Consider the following 16,090-nt stretch of genomic DNA (forward strand, 5'->3'; position numbering starts at 1 on the left):
GTATCGAGCGGCTTGCCGTCGCGCAGCAGCTCGACCTTCGCACCCGGCGCGGCGCGGCCCGCGATCACCGCCGCCTCGCCGTGATCGTCGATGCGGGCGACGTCGAAACGGGGGCCACCATCCGCAACCGCCGGCGGCGGCTTGACCGGCGCGAGATCGGCGAGCGCGGCCGTGACCTGCTTCTGGGTCTCGGCCAGCGCGCCCGGCTTCGGCTCGGGTGCGGGGGCCGGCGCCGGCGACGCGACGGCGGCAAGCTTGGGCTGGTCCGGCTTGAGCGCTTCGGGTTTGGGCTCGACCCTGGCTTCAGCTTTGGATTCGAGCTTGGGATCTGGCTTGTTGGGATCCACCTTGGCCTCCGGCTTGGCGGCGACGGCGGTCTTCGATCCGTCCGGCAGCAGGCGGCGCAGCTCGGTCGGGCCGATCACCAGCGCGGTGCCGGCCAGCGCGAGAAGACAGAAGGCAATGAAGGCCTTGGACGCGGTGATCATCTGAAAGGACCTTGGATGGCAAATCAGCCGAGGCCGGCAAGGTGCGCCGATTTGGCTGCGGCAGCAAGACGGTCGATGGGATGATAAGCCGCGATCCCCGGGCACCCGGGATGAACCGGCGCAACCGCGCCGGCGTCCAATCGTCGAGGCCGTATCGCGGCATGTCTCCAGGGAATTTCTCGTGGCCGTATTTCTCCGTCCCGCCTGCTGGCTAGCGCTCGTCCTGACGCTGGCCGCCTCACCCGCCTCCCGCCCGCCGGCGGGCTTCACCCTTTCCGGCGATGCCGATCTCGCCTTCACCTCGCCCGATGGCGCCACCAGGCTCGAGCAATATGTGAGGGAGGGCCAGGATTCCGACATCAAGTGGCAGGTCTGGGCGCGACGCGGCGAAGAGATGACCGAGCTGAAGCCCGAGCAGGACTATCCGGCCGCCTTCCGCTTCACCAGCGACTCGCAATGGCTGGTGCGGATACAAAAGACCGGCTCCGGCTCCAAGGACCTCCATCTCTATCGTGCCGAGAAGGGCACCTTCGTCAGTGCGACGCAAAAGCCGCTCAGCGAGCTCGCCTGGGCCTATTTTCGCAGCCGCACGGACACGAGGAAGATGAAGCTCGACGATCACATCTCGGCCAATCTCGTGAAGGGCACGGACGAGGCCTATCGCAATCTCGGCGTTCGCTGGCCCGAGAACCGCTACCTCGTGATCTCGCTGTCGGGCGAAATGGACAAGCATCCCAGGAACGTCGCGGTGAAGGGCCTCGCCGGCTGGCGCTGCCGCTACGACCTCCAGACGGGCACCTTCGACGTGCCGGCGGAGTTCGCCAAGGCGAACGCGGAATCGCTCCGGTGGGAGATCAAGCGGTGAGTCTCGACCGCACCCGGGAGGCAGGGCTGCGGAGAACCAGCTTCCCGATTTCGCGCGATTCATACTTTCCTAACGCTTGCTGGTAACGGGGTCTTGTCGGTTTTGCTGCATCTTGCATCCCACGGGAGGGCTGGATGGGCACATCGATCCGATGGACCGCGCGACTGCGCGCGTTGCTGCGCCGCTGGCGCGGGGCGCCGCTGACGTGGCTGATCGCCGGCGGCTTCGTGCTGATGGCCGCAACCGCCTTCGGCACCGCGCTCACGGTCGACCGCTTTCGGCAAAATGCCATCGAGAGCGGCCGCGACAGCCTGGAGAACTCCGTCCGCATGCTGGCCCGGCATTTCGACCGCCAGTTCGAGGATTTCGCGGTGCTCCAGAAGAGCATCGTCGCCGAGCTCGAAAGCCGCGGCATGGAATCCGCCGACGTGTTCCGCAGCGAGATGGGCACACTGGCCATGCACGAGGTGATGCGTGCAAAAGCCAGCGGCTGGTTCGACGTTGCCGGCGCCAATCTGTTCGATTCCAGGGGCGTGCTGATCAACTCGTCGCGGCGCTGGCCGGTCGCCGACATCTCGGTCGCCGATCGCGCCTATTTCAATCGCCTCAAGAACGATCCGGCTGCGCAGGAAGAGGTCGAGGTCGTGCAGGGCCGGCTCGGCAGCGGACCGGCGATCGTGTTCGCGCGGCGCGTCTCCGGCCCGCACGGCGAATTCTTCGGGCTGGTCTCGCGTGCGATCGCGCCCGAGCAGCTCGAATCCTTCTTTGCCTCGACCGGCCTCGGCGAGGATTCCTCGATCGCGATGCATCACCAGAACGGCCAGCTGCTCGCGCGCATTCCGCGCGTCGACGACATGATCGGGCAGAACTTCCGCAAGGGCACGCCGGAGCAGATGGCGGTGTTCGAGCGCACCTTCGTCACCACCCAGCTCGCAAGCCCGATCGACGGCAAGGACCGCATCGTCGCCTCGCGCCTGCTCGCCGGCGAGCCGCTGGTGGTGGTTGCGACCAAGTCGCTGGATGCGACGCTGGCGACCTGGCGCACGCAGACGAAATTCTTCGTCACCGTGGCCGTGCTGTCGATCGGCCTGCTCGTGCTCACGCTCTATCTGATCTTCCGCCAGGTGACGCACCGGCTCTCGCTGGAGAAGCAGCGGCTCGACACCGCCATGAACACCATGACGCAGGGCCTGCTGATGTTCGACCAGGACGAGCGGCTGATCGTCTGCAACCGGCGCTACATCGAGATGTATGGTCTGTCGGCCGAGGTGGTGAAGCCGGGCGTCCATTTCCGCGACGTGATCCGGCACCGCCGGGACACCGGCTCGTTCCAGGGCGACGTCGAGGCCTATTGCGATGACATCCTGAGCAATGCCGGCCGCACCCAGAGCGCCATCGTCGAGACCGCCGACGGCCGCCTGATCGAGATCAAGAACCAGCCCGGCGCCGCCGGCGGCTGGCTTGCCACCCATGACGACGTCAGCGAGCGCATCCGCGCCGACGAGCGCATCGCCCATATGGCGCATTACGACGCGCTGACCGATCTTCCCAATCGCGCGCTGCTGCGCGGACATCTGGAGCGCCGCGTCGCCGAACTCGGCCAGGGCAAGCCGTTCGCGATCCTCTACATCGACGTCGACGAATTCAAGGGCGTCAACGATTCGCTGGGCCACGAGGTCGGCGACGAATTGCTGCGCCAGGTGGCGAGCCGCTTGCGCGCCTGCGTCACCGGCAACGACATGGTCGCGCGGCTCGGCGGCGACGAATTCGCCATCGTGAAGGCCGGTACCAGCGATCCGGCCGAATTGACGGCGCTGGCGGAGAAGATCCTCGGGGCGTTGCGCGCGCCGGTGAACTGCAAGGGCCAGGAGGTCCCGACCGATGCCAGCATCGGCATCGCCATCGCGCCCGATCACGGCGACAATCTCGACGATCTGCTCAAGCGCGCCGATCTTGCGATGTATGCGGCGAAATCGGAAGGGCGCCGCACCTTCCGCGTCTTCGCACCGGAATACGACGCCAAGGCGCGGCAGCGCCGGCAGCTCGAGCTCGATTTGCGTCACGCGCTCGCGCGCGGCGAGTTCGAGGTGCACTACCAGCCGCTGGTCGACCTCGCGGCCAATGTGGTCACCGGCTGCGAGGCGCTGCTGCGCTGGCGCCACCCGGAGCGCGGCATGGTCTCGCCCGCGGACTTCATTCCCGTTGCGGAAGAGACCGGCCTGATCGGCGAGATCGGCGAGTGGGTACTGAAGCAGGCCTGCCTCGAAGCCGCATCATGGCCCGGCCAGATTCACATCGCGGTCAACGTCTCGCCGGTCCAGTTCCGCTCGCGCACGCTGGCGCTCAAGGTCGCCGCCGCGCTCGCGGAGTCAGGGCTCGCGCCGGGACGACTCGAGCTCGAGATCACCGAGACCGTCCTGATCCGCGACGACGAGGAGGCACTGACGATCCTCCAGCAGCTGCGCGAGCTGGGCGTGCGCATCGCGCTCGACGATTTCGGCACCGGCTACTCCTCGCTGAGCTATCTGCACCGCTTCCCCTTCGACAAGATCAAGATCGACCGCAGCTTCATCAGCGACATCGGCGAGCCCGAGGATTCCTCGCCGATCGTGCGGGCCGTGGTGCACATGGCCGCCGCCCGCCACATGGCGACAACGGCCGAAGGCGTCGAGACCGAGGCTCAGCGCGAGGTGCTGCGCCGGTTCGGCTGCAGCCAGATGCAGGGCTGGCTGTTCAGCCCCGCGGTGCCTGCGGCGAAACTGAAGCAGCTGCTGGCAGCGCAGGCGGCAGCTTAGCACCGGCATCGCTCACGCGCCCGCGGTGACCGCCCAGAACGCGCGCCAACGACGGCGGCCGAGCGCAGCCAGCCGCCGCCAGGACAGGCGGGGCAGGCTGGCGACCAGCGAGGTGCGGGCGAGAAGGAGATAGAAGACGATGTCGATCACGGCTGTTCTCGCCTCGCGTCCGCAGTGTGCTCCCGGACTGCAATCGTGCTGATGGATCGCGCAAGGATGGGCGCGGCCGTCATGGCCGCGCCTCCAGGATCATGTTGAAGGGCGAGCCGGCAGCCTTGCCGATCTGCGAGAAGCCGCCTTGCCGCAACACCTGCGCGATACGCTTCTCGCCAGCCTGCGCCCCGAGTCCCAGACCGACGTCCTGGCTCAGCGACGTCGGAAGACAGATGTGGGTGGAGCCCGCATAATAGACCCGCCCGACCGGATTGAGATTGTCGGCCAGACTGTCCCCCGCCGCCGGCTCCACCAGCATCAGCGTGCCGTCCTGCTTCAGCGCAGCGCGAATGTGGCGGGCTGCGCCGACGGGGTCGCCCATGTCGTGCAGCGCGTCGAACATCGTCACGAGATCGAAGCCCGATCCTGCGAAATCCTGCGCCTTGGCAACCTCGAAACGCAGATTGCGCGCGCCGGAGATTTCGGACCGTGCGCAGTCGATCGAGGCCTCGTCGTAGTCGATGCCGATGAAATCCGAGTTCGGGAATGCTTCGGCCATCAGCCGGGTCGAATAGCCGTGACCGCAACCGACGTCCGCGACCCTGGCACCTCGCTCCAGCTTCTCGACGACGCCGTCCAGCGCAGGCAGCCATTCGGCGATCAGATGCGCGCGATAGCCGGGCCGGAAGAAGCGGTCGACGCCGCAGGACATGCAATTGCAATGATCGCTCCAGCGCAGGCCCTTGCCGGTCTTGAACGCCTCGGCCAGTCGCGGCTCGTCGTGGTAGACTGCCGGCAGCAGGCTGAAGCCGCCGACCATCGCCACCGGACTGTTCTCATCCGCGAATACGGCCGTCTGCTCCGGTGTCATGCAGAACGTGTCGTTCGTCGCATCAAAGCTCACGAAGCCAGAGGCCGCCTGTGACGACAGCCATTCGCGAACGTAGCGTTCGTGAGTCCCTGTTCGCTTGGCCAGCTCGGCTGACGTCATCGGGCTTTCGGCCAAAGCGCGGAATAATCCCAGTCGATCGCCGAGCACGACCAGCGCCGCATTGGAGGCAGCGCCGAGTTCGTTGACGACCAGTCCGAGCAGCTGCTCGAGCTTTCTCTCATCCAGGTTCATGCCTTCCTCCTCGAGGCGCGGAGATGCGCCGTTGAGGTGCGACATACGGTGTCTGGACTTGCGGATGGAGAGGCAGAATAGTCAGTTTCGAGCCAATCGAGCCAGAGGCTGCAGAATGTCACGTGGACGTGTACGCGTGAGTATTCCGGTGTTCGCCGAATGCGATCCGTCGATCATCTACGGCGTATTCGATACGTTGTGGGGCGCGGGACGGGTGTGGGACGGCGTCAAGGGCGGCACGCCGGAGGGCCTGTTCGAACCGCGGCTGGTGGGCGCCGAGCCCGGCCCGATCAAGCTGATCACTGGCGTCAGCATCCTGCCGCAGGACCTGGCCGATCACGTTAAATCGACCGACATCGTGTTCGTGCCCAATGTGATCGTCACGGCAGAGACGGGCACCGCCGTGCTCGATCGCCGGCTCATTGCATGGATCAGGCGGATGCACGAAGCGGGCGCGCAGATGTACGGATCCTGCGGCGGGTCTCTCGTGCTCGCCGAGGCCGGTCTGCTCGACGGCTGCGAGGCAACCACACACTGGGTCTACGAGCCGGTGTTTCGAAAGCATTTCCCCAAGATCAAGCTCCGCATGGAGCGCGTCCTGGTGCAGAACGGCCCGGGACACAATCTCGTCTGCGGAGGCGGCGCATCGTCCTGGCAGGATCTCGCGCTGCTGATCGTCGCGAAATATGGCGGGACGGAAGAGGCGATCCGTATCTCGAAGCTCTTTCTCTACCAGTGGCATCGCGACGGCCAGTTGCCGTTCGCCTCGATGGTGCAGAACGTGGATCACGGCGACGGCGTGGTCAGGAAGTGCCAGGACTACATCGCGCAGAACTATCAGCGGCAGGACCTCATTGCGGCGCTGGTGCATCACTCCGGATTGCCGAAGCGCTCATTCGATCGCCGCTTCCGCGCGGCGACCGGCTATTCTCCGCTCGCTTATGTGCAGACGCTGCGCATCGAGGAGGCCAAGCAACTGCTCGAGACGACGGAAACGGCCATCGAGGATATCTGCCGCGAGGTCGGCTACGAGGATGTGGCGTCGTTCCGCCGCTTGTTTCGAAAGCAGGCCGGCGTGTCACCGAAGGACTACCGGCGCAAGTTTCAGCTTCCCGACTACGTCACGGAATCCCGGTCCCCGGCCGCCGCCACATCGGTCAGGCCGCGGCGGGCGGCCGGCTGACGGCGGCAGGGATCACGCTGGCTGCAGGCAGTCCTGACCGCGGCGGCTCTCCGCCCTCGTCTGCTCAGGCCTCGCTAAAAAGATGATCAAACCCGCGAGATCGGGAAGCTCACATCGATCGCCGCGCCGCTCGCACCTCGGCGAATTCGGCGTCGGGGTGGCTGACGATGGTGGCGACCATGATGCCGCTGATGATCAGCGACCAGGCGGTGTTCCAACAGATCCAAAACACGAGCCACCCTCCCTTTGATTTCCTTCGCCCGGGGACAAGTCCACAGGCGGGACTGCCGTCCCCCGGAGCGAACCTGATCTCGGGGGCAAAGCGCTATTTTTGTTTGGTCGATGGCGGCGCGCGATCGGTTTGGCCGGTGTGGCGCTTTGCCACGACGTCGCCGTCGCGCTCGCCCTCCTGGGGGCGCGGCGGAGGCTTGGGCTGACCGGCTTGACCGCCATGCTTGCCGCCCATGTCGGCCTTACCTTCGAGATCGTTTTCACGGGGCATGCCGGTTCAATGCGCTCGCACGGCATTGGTTCGCAGCGGCATCTGCCTTTTCGAACCGTATGCTTATTGGAGCGTCGCGCTTTGCAGTGCACTGCCGCACGACGGCGGTGCACCAGCCAGCCCGGCGTCACCGATGCGATTCTGGCATCGATTGATCCCCATTGGAATTTGGTGCACCCGCGCGCCTGCCGCTATCCTCGCCGGCCAAACGGCGACACCGCGAGCCGGCGACAGGAGGAGCCCATGTCGAAAACGATGTCGAAAATGATGTCGAGGCAGACGTCGAGACCGCCCCGAGGAGCCGCATCCAAAGCATCACGCGCTGCGATCGCCACCATCCTGTTCGCTTCTCTCACTCTCATTTCTGGAGCCCGTGCCGGAATGGCCGAGACCTTCGCCTATGTCGGCAATGCCGACAGCAACGACATCAGCGTGTTCAGGATGGCCGAGAGCGGCGAGATGACGCTCGTGCAGACGGCCACCTTCAAGGGCGTCGAAAAGCCCGGCTCCTCGACACCGCTCGCGATCACGCCCGACCACCGCGTGCTGATCGCCGGCATCCGCTCGCAGCCATACCTCGCGGTGAGCTTTGCGATCGATCCCAAGACGGGCCGGCTCAGCCATCTCGGCAATGGACCGCTCGCAGACAGCATGGCTCATATCGCCATCGACCGCAGCGGCAAGTTCCTGTTCAGCGCCTCCTATGGCGGCAACAAGGTCGCGCTGAATCCGCTCCTTGCAGATGGCGTCGTCGGCGAGCCCAAGCAGGTGATCCCGACCGGTCTGAACGCCCACGCCTTCCTGCCCTCGCCCGACAACCGCTTCGTGTTCGCCACCAATCTCGGCTCCGACCAGGTCCTGAGCTTCGCGTTCGATGCCGCCTCCGGCACGCTGACGCCGGGCGATCCGCCGGTCCACAAGGTGCCGGCGAAATCGGGACCGCGGCACTTCGTGTTTCACCCGGGCGGCAAGTTCGTCTATCTCCTGCACGAGCTGAACGGCGACGTCGCGGCGTTCGCCTATGAGGCCGCGAGCGGCGCCTGGAAGGAGATCCAGCGCACCACCGCCCTGCCTGAAGGATTCAGTGCCAAGGAGCCCGACAAGAAGCCTTGGGACAAGAAGCCTTGGGACAAGAAGCCTTGGGCCGCCGACATCCACATCACTCCCGACGGGCGCTTCCTCTACGCCTCAGAGCGCACCACCAGCACGCTCGCCGCCTACAAGGTCGATGGATCAAGCGGCAAGCTGACCGCGATCGGCAGCGTGCCGACCGAGAAGCAGCCGCGCGGCTTCGCCATCGATCCAACGGGGCGGTACCTCGCCGCGGTCGGCGAGCTCTCGGACGGCATGACGGTCCATGCCATCGACCAGAGCAGCGGCGCGCTGGCCAAGCTGAATTCCTATCCCACCGGCAAGAAGCCGAACTGGGTCGAGTTCGTGAGCCTGCCGTGAATGGACGCGGCCGACCTACGTAAACATCCGTAATTTCGCAAGGCCCGGCTTGGCGTCATATCTCGGTCATGGACCGACCTATCGTCTTCAAATGCCCTCAGACCGGCCTGAACGTGCAGCATCGTTTTACCGACGAGCCGGCCGATCGCACGCTCGTGTCCGTGTCCTGTCCGGCCTGCACCCGGCTTCATCTGATCGAACGCGCCACCGGCAAGCTGCTGGGCGATCGCCGCGGCTGATGGTTACCGCGACGCCGTGACCTGCGCCGTGACGTCTTCGACATGGTGCAGCAGGAAAATCAGTTGGCCGGTCGCGTCGTGGATCGGCGAATTGATCGGCTGCCAATGACGCTCGACGAAGGTGCCGTCGGAATCCCGGATGTCGTAGCGCTGGATCGCCATGGCGTGGGCACGCCCCGTCTCGCCGACGCTCCGTAAGCTGCCGTAGAGATTGCTGACGCCATCGGCGAGCGGATCGTCGGGATTGTCGGGAAATACCTCGAACAGCGACCGGCCGACGACGTCGGCCCGGCTGGTGAGGGTCGCAGCCGCATAGGCATCGTTGACGTCGACGATCGACAGGCCCGGGCCCGGGTCCAGCAGCATATAGGGATGCGGCGAGGTGTCGAACTCCGGCTGGAATTGCCGCCGGATCGTTGCGGCGTCGACATGCTGCCGCCGGCGCCGTCCGAGCGGGGTCGCATCGGCACCGGACGCAGCCGAGTTCAGCAACGCCAGCTGGCGCTTCGCCGATGCCAGCAGCGCGCGCACGGTGCTCTGGACCGTCGGATCGGTCGCCTCATCGAGCAGGCGCTCGAAATGAACGATATTCTGCTCGCAAACGAACTGCTGCATCTCGTCTCAACCGCCAGCTGTGCGGTGGCAAGACCGCATCTTTCCTGAGGTAGGTCCATACAGTTGGCTCTGGCAGATGAGAAGGCCATAATCGGCCGCACCCGAAGCGCAGGCAGCCACGGCGACCAGGCCGAGGGGAGCGAACCTGTTGTCCAATCCCGCGACTAATCAAGGACTTGCCGCGATTGCCTGCGGCGGCGCGGCATCCCGTCTTGGGACGACGCGGCCGTAGTGCGGGCGGCAGCCATCTGCTATCGATTGGAGGCATAGCTCCTGTGGAATTTCCGATGCGTCATTTGCCCCGTGCCGTCGTTCGAAACCTGCGTCCCGCAGCATTTGCCGGCCTGCTCGCCTTAAGCTCCCATCCGGACGCGCCCAAGGGACCAGCGGTCACTGTGCTGAAGGTCGCGAAATCCTGCTTCTCCGACATCGTCGAGGCGACCGGTACGATCATCGCGCGCGAGGAAACCTCGGTGCGGCCCGAACGTCCCGGCCTGAAGGTCACCGACGTTCTGGCGGAAGCCGGCGATACCACCACCGCCGGCCAGGTGCTGGCGCGGCTGGCGCTGCCCGAAGGCGGCACGCTTCAGGTGACGGCCCCCGTGGCGGGCGTGATCGCGACCTCGACTGCGCAGATCGGCAACTTCGCCTCGGCCAAGGGCGAGGCGTTGTTCACGATCGTGGCGCGCAGCGAATACGATCTCGTCGGTCTCGTCGCCACCAGCGACATGCGCAAGCTCGCGGTCAACCAGCAAGCGACCGTGCGGGTCGCGAGCGGCGACGACATCGGCGGCAAGGTGCGCCGCATCGGTCCGACCGTCGAGCCGAACATCCAGCAGGGGATGGTCTATATCGGCATCTCCTCGCAGAAGCGGCTGCTCCTGAACGCAAGCGGGCGCGCGCTGATCAAGACCGGGCAGAGCTGCAACGTCGCGGTGCCGCTGACCGCCGTGCAGTATTCATCCGCGGGCACCGTGGTCCAGGTGATCCGGCGCAACCGCGTCGAGACCAAGCGGGTCGAGACCGGCCTGATGTCGGGCGGCAATATCGAGGTCCGCGACGGCCTCAACGAAGGCGACGTCGTCGTCGCCCGCGCCGGCGCACTGCTGCGCGAAGGCGATCCGGTGCGTCCGGTGATGGCGAGCGCGGAAGCGGCGAAGTAGCAGCCACGATCGTCATTGCGAGCGCAGCGAAGCAATCCAGAGTCCCTCCGCGGAAAGATTCTGGATTGCTTCGCTACGCTCGCAATGACGATGGAGAGACAGGTGTGCGTTACGGCAGCACTATGTGAAAGATGGTGGGCACGGCGCGTTGCGCCTTTGCCCATCCTACAAACTGCGGCTAGCCGCCGGCTTCGCCGAACTGGACGTCCTCGAGCAGCGAGGAGGAAACCGTCGGGACCTGGTCGCCTTCGCTGGCGCGGGAGATGGCGAGGCGGGTCTTGTTGAAGACGCTTTCCGCGCTGCCCTGCTTGCTGAGATTATTGAGGAACTCGCTGACGAGCACGCTGTGCTCGCCTTTGCCGTCGTCGACGACCTTGCCGGGCGCGGCGGAGGTGAGGATCAGCGCATTGTCCGACGCGCTGATCGGCGCGAGGCCGTGGCTGTAGGAGCGGAAGCGGCGCTCGTAAGGATTGCGGCGGGAGGCGTCGACCACGACGAGCTTCGCCTTGGCGCCCTGCTCCTTCATCATCTCGAGCACGCCCTCGATCGACACGCCCTGGCGACGGACGTCCTTTTCCTTCCAGATCACGGCATCGACCGGCAGCATGTAGCTCTCGCGGCCGGCCTGCACGCCATAGCCGCCGAAGAACAGCATCACGACGCTGTCACGCTTGATCCGGGACTTCAGGCGATTGACGGCGCGGACCATGTCGTCCTTGGTCGCGTCTTCCACCATGTCGACGTCGAAGCCGTTCTTGCGCAGCGACGAGGACAGCGCACGGGCATCGTTGATCGACTGCGTCAGGGGCGCACTGGCGTCGGGGTAATGGCCATTGCCGATGACCAGGGCCAGGCGCGAGGTCTGGCCGATCGAGCCGGTGATCTGGTCGGTCGAGACGGACTTGGCGGCATCGATCGCGCGCATGTTGAGAGCAGCATGTGCGCCGATCACCAGCGACACCGTGCCGATGAGGGCTGCGGCGAGGGCGATCGTGCGTCTGGAAAGGTCGAGCTGCTTTAGATTCATCTCGGTTCGTTTCCTGTGCCAAAGACCAGCCAAGCGCGCGCACACTGTTTGAGTAGCGCGATAGCGTCTTTAGGTTTGAGGGATTGGCCGGGGGTGTGCCCCCGAATTGCGCGCAATTTGCGGCGCCGCACCAAATAAACCCTTAACCGCATATAGGCCCTGGGGCAATAGATTGCTATAAATTTGAGCTAAGCAATTGAATATACTATGTATTCTCGGGCTCAAATTCCCCCGTTTTTGGGCTCCTCCGTAGCCTTCCGGAGGTCGATTGCGCAGCCCTCGCGCCTGGTATTCCGTGACGTTCATCACATTGTATTTCCTGCGAATCCAGGTAATTTTTCAACGACTTGCAGGGGTGGTGCGCAGATGGGAGCGTGCCGGCCGTCCCCGACCAAGGCCCCGCGACCAGGTATTTCATGAGCTTTCAATATTTTGCCGGCGCCGCCTGCCGGGCGCTGACGGCGCGGAAGGACGGCCCCTCGCTTTACGACGTCTGCGATCCCGTATTGTCTGGGGCGGCCAGCGGCGATCCGCATCTGGCCAAATTCTACAAGACCGCACTCGGCAATCCCGCGCTGCGGATCCTGCTCCGCCGTGCCGGCCTGCCCGAGCTGCGCGACGAGGCCAGGCTGACCCGGCTGCGCGATGCACTCGCCCACGCGCGCGACGAGGTCGAGCCCGACTGGGCGGCGGTCGGGCGGCCGATCGCCGATCTCGTCGACAGCATCGCGCTCGACCACCCCAGGCCGCCGCCGGTGCCGTTCCCCGCCGCCATGCCGCAGGGCGCGCAGATCGACGGCGTGATCCGCGACTGTGCCCAGCACCTGCTCGGCTCGTATCGCAAGAACGGCTTCCTGCCGACCTATGCCGCCTTCAACCTGATCGGCGATCCCGATTTCCGCGGACCCGAGCTGATCATGGCGCTCACGGGGCTGAACGCGCGCGGCTACAAGAATTCCTCGCTGCTGTTCAACCTCGCCCGCGTCTTCATCGCGCGCTCTCCCGCGCGCGATGTGGTCAATCCGCCCTGGAAGGGCATCGCGGAGCCGATGTGGGAACCGGTGCAGATCCGCCACCGCTCGGCCTATTACGATGCGTTCTTCATCGAGGCGCTGCTGAGCTACGTCGAGACCGGGCTCGCCTCGCCGGCCGACAAGACCGCCGCTGAGCGCGCGATCGCCGACATGGTGGATTTTTGCGTCAACATCAGCCGCGAAGAGGTCGAAGGCATCGACGGGGTGCGCTTCAACGTCATCACCGCGCTCGCGCCGGCGCCGCATCCGCGCTTCTCCCGCTACTTCGCCCAGATCAAGCAGGATCTCGGCTTCGGCATCTACGTGCCGGATTGCGACACCACGGCGTGCTCGATCTCCGCCGCAACGCAGGCCGGCTGCACCGATCCGATCATCGACCAGCCATTGCTGGATTTCTACGCGGGCTATCAGGTGCGCGCGGGTGTCAACGCGCCGCGCGTGACCGTGCCGCTCAACGACAATATCGACTATGAGGGCGGGGTTGCGACCTGGATCGACAACCTCGCGGGCGAGCGCCCTTACGGCAACGATCTCGATCCGACGCTCAATCTGGACATTCTCGAGGTCAGCTTTCGCAACCTGGCGCGCTGGAAGATCCTGGAGACGCCGGCGCGGCTCGCCACCGTGCATCGCATCATCGGCTTCCAGAAGCGCCTGGCGGCCAGCGGCGCCTTCGCCAATCCACGCTCGCACATCTATTACCTGCCCGAGCTCTACAGCGCCTATTTCGGCCGCTGCTATGCAGCCTTCCTGGCACTGCCGCTGGCGGCGCAGGCCGCGATCGATCCCGACGGCGATTTCGATTTCATCCGCCACCGCGTGCTGTCCTACGTCCAGGGCGAGCTGATGGCTGCCGAGATGAACGTGTTCGACGCCGCGCTGGCGCTGATCGCGCTCGGCCATCTCGGCGCCGACCCGCGTGCCTTCGCGCCGGCCCTGAACGTCATCGTCGCAAGCCTGGGCGAAGGCGGCCGCCGCGGCCCGTTTCGCGCCTATGAATGGAACAAGATGAAGACGCCGACGCGGATTCTGGTCGGCGGTCCCGAGGTGACCTCGGCCTTCGTGCTGATGGGACTGGCGGTGGCACGGAGGCGAATGGTGAATGGCGAATAGCGCTCGTCGCTCCCTATTCGCCATTCCCTATTCGCAACTTGCCCGCTTCGATGACGGGAAGTTGAAAGCCATCGGTCAGCCATATGCTGGCAGCGAGGTCAAAAGCCGACCACAATTGCGGGCTCTACCGGTATCTCATCACGCGCGGACCGGCATGCTGCGAAGAACTTTGATTGCACTGTCTTTCCTTGCCCTGCCGTCGCTCGCCCAGGCCGCCGACATCACCGGCATTGCCAAAGTGCGCGCGGGCGATGCCGTCGTGATCGGCAACACGCGCATCCGGCTCGGCGGCATCGACGCGCCCGCGGTCGACCAGCTCTGCCTCAACACCAAGACCGAGCGCTGGACCTGCGGCGTCGCGGCGCGCGATGAGCTCGCCAAATATACCGACGGCAAGAGCTGGGTCTGCCACTCGAGGTCTGTCGACCGGCGCGGCCGCACCGTGGCGCGCTGCGAGGTCGGCGGCGAGGACATCCAGAAATGGCTGGTGCGCAGCGGCTGGGCACTGGCCTACACGCGCATGTCCCACGACTATGCCGCGGATGAAAAGGCCGCGCGCGAAGCCAAGGCCGGGATGTGGCAGGGCGCCTTCATCGCGCCGTGGGACTGGCGCGAGCGCAACAAGAAAACGGCCGTCCTTGGCGCCACCAAGCCGCCCGACGGGGCGCATGCGGTGCTGCTCGCCTCGGCCTCGGGACCGGTCGCGCCCTCGCCGGACTGCACCATCAAGGGCAACGTGAACAGCGCCGGCGAGTGCATCTATCACCAGCCGACCAGCCGCTGGTACACCCAGATCAAGATGAAGATCAGCAAGGGCACCCGCTGGTTCTGCTCGGTCGAGGAGGCAGAGGCAGCAGGCTGTCGCGAGACGAAGCGATAACCCAGCCCTGACCTGCATTTTGCGTGCTTTTCTTGGCGATCGGCGGCGCGTAAGAGTGTAATTCAACAACCCACCGATCCGTCCTCGAGCAACAAGGACCAACAGCAATGACCGTTCGCGCGGGCCGGGAATTTCTGGCCATCCCCGGGCCCACCACGATGCCCGACGAGGTGCTGCGGGCGATGCACCGTCCGGCGATCGACATCTACTCCAAGGAGATGCTCGACCTGACCGAGAGCCTGCTCAGCGACATCTCGAAGCTGTTTGCGACCAAGGGCAAGTCCTACATCTACATCGCCAACGGTCACGGCGCCTGGGAAGCGGCGCTGAGCAACGTCTTGTCGCGCGGCGACAAGGTGCTGGTGCTGGAGAGCGGGCGCTTCGCGATCGGCTGGGGCAATGCGGCGGCCCTGATGGGCGCCGAGGTCGAGGTGCTCAAGGGCGACTGGCGCCGTGCGGTGCGACCGCACGAGGTCGAGGAGCGCCTGCGCCGCGACAAGGAGCACACGATCAAGGCGGTCGTCGTGGTCCAGGTCGACACGGCCTCGGGCGTGCAGAACGACATCGAGGCGATCGGCAAGGCGATCAAGGCGAGCGGCCATCCCGCGCTGTACATGGTCGACACCGTGGCTTCGCTCGGCTGCATGCCGTTCGAGATGGACAAATGGGGCATCGATGTCGCGATGTCCGGCTCGCAGAAGGGCTTGATGACGCCGCCCGGCCTCGGCTTCGTCGCCGCCAATGCACGTGCGCTCGAGGTGCACAAGAAGGCCAACATGTCGACGCCCTATTGGAGCTGGAGCGAGCGCGAGGGCACCGAGAACTACCGCAAATATGCCGGCACCGCGCCGGTGCATCTGTTGTTCGCGCTGCGCCGGGCGATCGACCTGTTGCACGAGGAGGGCCTTGAGAATGCCTTTCGCCGCCACAGCCTGCTCGCCGAAGCCGCGCGCCGTGCGGTCGCCGTATGGTCGGAAGGCCAGGTGCTCGGCTTCAACGTGGCCGAAGCGAGCGAGCGCTCCAACACCGTGACGACGGTGACCATGAGCAACGGCCACGACCCGGCCGTGCTGCAACGCTATTGCAAGGAGAAGTGCGGCGTCGTGCTCGGCACCGGCATCGGCGACCTCTCCGGACAGGCCTTCCGCATCGCCCATATGGGACATGTGAATGCGCCGATGCTGCTCGGCACGCTCGGCGTGATCGAGGTCGGCCTGAACGCGCTGAAGATCCCGCATGGCAAGGGCGGGCTCGAGGCGGCGGTGGCGTATCTCGGGGAGGAAGTGGCGGCGTAATCGCCGCCTTCTTCCTTCTCCCCCTGTGGGAGAAGGTGGCGCGAAGCGCCGGATGAGGGGTTGTCTCCGCAAACTTCGCTGCGAGAGTGATGCGCGCGGATAGAGACCCCTCACCCGTCTCGCCGCTACGCGGCGAGCCACCCTCTCCCACAAGGGGAGAGGG

15 protein-coding genes and 1 pseudogene are annotated in these 16,090 nt (G+C 65.7%); 9 read left to right on the top strand and 7 right to left on the bottom strand.

Features of this window, described 5'->3' with window-relative positions:
- Positions 1 to 488 (bottom strand): annotated as a pseudogene (locus AX729_RS28550) (LysM peptidoglycan-binding domain-containing protein); the annotation flags it as partial.
- A gap of 181 nt (positions 489 to 669) precedes the next feature.
- Between AX729_RS28550 and AX729_RS28555 the strand changes: the two are divergent.
- Both AX729_RS28555 and AX729_RS28560 read left to right on the top strand, forming a co-directional pair.
- Entirely contained in the window at positions 670 to 1,353 is a 684-nt protein-coding gene (locus AX729_RS28555; RefSeq protein ID WP_061027531.1) for a hypothetical protein, read from the top strand.
- A gap of 134 nt (positions 1,354 to 1,487) precedes the next feature.
- Complete coding sequence (locus AX729_RS28560; protein WP_061027532.1) at positions 1,488 to 4,148, top strand: bifunctional diguanylate cyclase/phosphodiesterase; 2,661 nt, start codon at positions 1,488 to 1,490, stop codon at positions 4,146 to 4,148.
- A gap of 12 nt (positions 4,149 to 4,160) precedes the next feature.
- Here AX729_RS28560 and AX729_RS40075 read toward each other — a convergent pair whose 3' ends face one another.
- A complete protein-coding gene (locus tag AX729_RS40075) occupies positions 4,161 to 4,298 on the bottom strand; it encodes a hypothetical protein (RefSeq protein WP_156457263.1) in 138 nt (45 codons plus the stop codon).
- 79 nt (positions 4,299 to 4,377) lie between these two features.
- Positions 4,378 to 5,424: a class I SAM-dependent methyltransferase gene (locus AX729_RS28565; protein ID WP_061027539.1), complete on the bottom strand. Its 1,047-nt coding sequence runs from the start codon at positions 5,422 to 5,424 to the stop codon at positions 4,378 to 4,380.
- Positions 5,425 to 5,560: 136 nt separating this feature from the next.
- On the opposite strand from AX729_RS28565, the gene AX729_RS28570 reads away from it, so the two are divergent.
- Positions 5,561 to 6,607, top strand: coding sequence for a GlxA family transcriptional regulator (locus tag AX729_RS28570; protein ID WP_245325432.1), 1,047 nt, complete (start codon positions 5,561 to 5,563; stop codon positions 6,605 to 6,607).
- A 109-nt stretch (positions 6,608 to 6,716) separates the two neighbouring features.
- On the opposite strand, the gene AX729_RS41575 is transcribed toward AX729_RS28570, so the two are convergent.
- Positions 6,717 to 6,839 carry a hypothetical protein gene (locus AX729_RS41575; protein WP_283807823.1) on the bottom strand — a complete coding sequence of 41 codons (123 nt, stop codon included), beginning with the start codon at positions 6,837 to 6,839 and terminating at the stop codon, positions 6,717 to 6,719.
- A 93-nt stretch (positions 6,840 to 6,932) separates the two neighbouring features.
- Positions 6,933 to 7,109, bottom strand: coding sequence for a hypothetical protein (locus AX729_RS40080; protein ID WP_156457264.1), 177 nt, complete (start codon positions 7,107 to 7,109; stop codon positions 6,933 to 6,935).
- Positions 7,110 to 7,376: 267 nt separating this feature from the next.
- Between AX729_RS40080 and AX729_RS28575 the strand changes: the two genes are divergently transcribed.
- Positions 7,377 to 8,561 carry a lactonase family protein gene (locus tag AX729_RS28575; RefSeq protein WP_061027540.1) on the top strand — a complete coding sequence of 395 codons (1,185 nt, stop codon included), beginning with the start codon at positions 7,377 to 7,379 and terminating at the stop codon, positions 8,559 to 8,561.
- Between the two features lie 68 nt (positions 8,562 to 8,629).
- Positions 8,630 to 8,800, top strand: coding sequence for a hypothetical protein (locus AX729_RS40085; RefSeq protein WP_156457266.1), 171 nt, complete (start codon positions 8,630 to 8,632; stop codon positions 8,798 to 8,800).
- A gap of 3 nt (positions 8,801 to 8,803) precedes the next feature.
- On the opposite strand, the gene AX729_RS28580 is transcribed toward AX729_RS40085, so the two are convergent.
- The gene (locus AX729_RS28580) at positions 8,804 to 9,415 is read right to left on the bottom strand and encodes a PAS domain-containing protein (RefSeq protein WP_061027534.1); all 612 of its coding nucleotides are present in this window, start codon (positions 9,413 to 9,415) and stop codon (positions 8,804 to 8,806) included.
- A gap of 287 nt (positions 9,416 to 9,702) precedes the next feature.
- On the opposite strand from AX729_RS28580, the gene AX729_RS28585 reads away from it, so the two are divergent.
- A complete protein-coding gene (locus AX729_RS28585; RefSeq protein ID WP_061027541.1) occupies positions 9,703 to 10,578 on the top strand; it encodes an efflux RND transporter periplasmic adaptor subunit in 876 nt (291 codons plus the stop codon).
- Between the two features lie 178 nt (positions 10,579 to 10,756).
- Here the strand turns inward: AX729_RS28585 and AX729_RS28590 are convergent, their stop codons facing one another.
- Complete coding sequence (locus tag AX729_RS28590; RefSeq protein WP_061027535.1) at positions 10,757 to 11,605, bottom strand: caspase family protein; 849 nt, start codon at positions 11,603 to 11,605, stop codon at positions 10,757 to 10,759.
- Positions 11,606 to 12,021: 416 nt separating this feature from the next.
- On the opposite strand from AX729_RS28590, the gene AX729_RS28595 reads away from it, so the two are divergent.
- From AX729_RS28595 to AX729_RS28605, 3 genes are all read left to right on the top strand, one after another.
- Positions 12,022 to 13,752, top strand: coding sequence for a hypothetical protein (locus AX729_RS28595; RefSeq protein WP_061027536.1), 1,731 nt, complete (start codon positions 12,022 to 12,024; stop codon positions 13,750 to 13,752).
- 154 nt (positions 13,753 to 13,906) lie between these two features.
- Positions 13,907 to 14,632 carry a thermonuclease family protein gene (locus tag AX729_RS28600; protein WP_061027537.1) on the top strand — a complete coding sequence of 242 codons (726 nt, stop codon included), beginning with the start codon at positions 13,907 to 13,909 and terminating at the stop codon, positions 14,630 to 14,632.
- A 107-nt stretch (positions 14,633 to 14,739) separates the two neighbouring features.
- A complete protein-coding gene (locus AX729_RS28605; RefSeq protein ID WP_061027538.1) occupies positions 14,740 to 15,927 on the top strand; it encodes a pyridoxal-phosphate-dependent aminotransferase family protein in 1,188 nt (395 codons plus the stop codon).
- Positions 15,928 to 16,090 lie beyond the last annotated feature (163 nt).

The sequence above is a fragment of the Bradyrhizobium sp. CCH5-F6 genome (assembly GCF_001556045.1).
GTDB lineage: Bacteria > Pseudomonadota > Alphaproteobacteria > Rhizobiales > Xanthobacteraceae > Bradyrhizobium.

Excerpts from the sequence above, each read along its gene's own strand:
- AX729_RS40080 (WP_156457264.1), bottom strand. The coding sequence starts at position 7,109 with ATGCCCCGTGAAAACGATCTCGAAGGTAAGGCCGACATGGGCGGCAAG.
- AX729_RS28565 (WP_061027539.1), bottom strand. The coding sequence starts at position 5,424 with ATGAACCTGGATGAGAGAAAGCTCGAGCAGCTGCTCGGACTGGTCGTC.
- AX729_RS28595 (WP_061027536.1), top strand. The coding sequence starts at position 12,022 with ATGAGCTTTCAATATTTTGCCGGCGCCGCCTGCCGGGCGCTGACGGCG.
- AX729_RS28580 (WP_061027534.1), bottom strand. The coding sequence starts at position 9,415 with ATGCAGCAGTTCGTTTGCGAGCAGAATATCGTTCATTTCGAGCGCCTG.
- AX729_RS28575 (WP_061027540.1), top strand. The coding sequence starts at position 7,377 with ATGTCGAGGCAGACGTCGAGACCGCCCCGAGGAGCCGCATCCAAAGCA.
- AX729_RS28605 (WP_061027538.1), top strand. The coding sequence starts at position 14,740 with ATGACCGTTCGCGCGGGCCGGGAATTTCTGGCCATCCCCGGGCCCACC.
- AX729_RS40085 (WP_156457266.1), top strand. The coding sequence starts at position 8,630 with ATGGACCGACCTATCGTCTTCAAATGCCCTCAGACCGGCCTGAACGTG.
- AX729_RS28590 (WP_061027535.1), bottom strand. The coding sequence starts at position 11,605 with ATGAATCTAAAGCAGCTCGACCTTTCCAGACGCACGATCGCCCTCGCC.
- AX729_RS28585 (WP_061027541.1), top strand. The coding sequence starts at position 9,703 with ATGCGTCATTTGCCCCGTGCCGTCGTTCGAAACCTGCGTCCCGCAGCA.
- AX729_RS28600 (WP_061027537.1), top strand. The coding sequence starts at position 13,907 with ATGCTGCGAAGAACTTTGATTGCACTGTCTTTCCTTGCCCTGCCGTCG.
- AX729_RS28560 (WP_061027532.1), top strand. The coding sequence starts at position 1,488 with ATGGGCACATCGATCCGATGGACCGCGCGACTGCGCGCGTTGCTGCGC.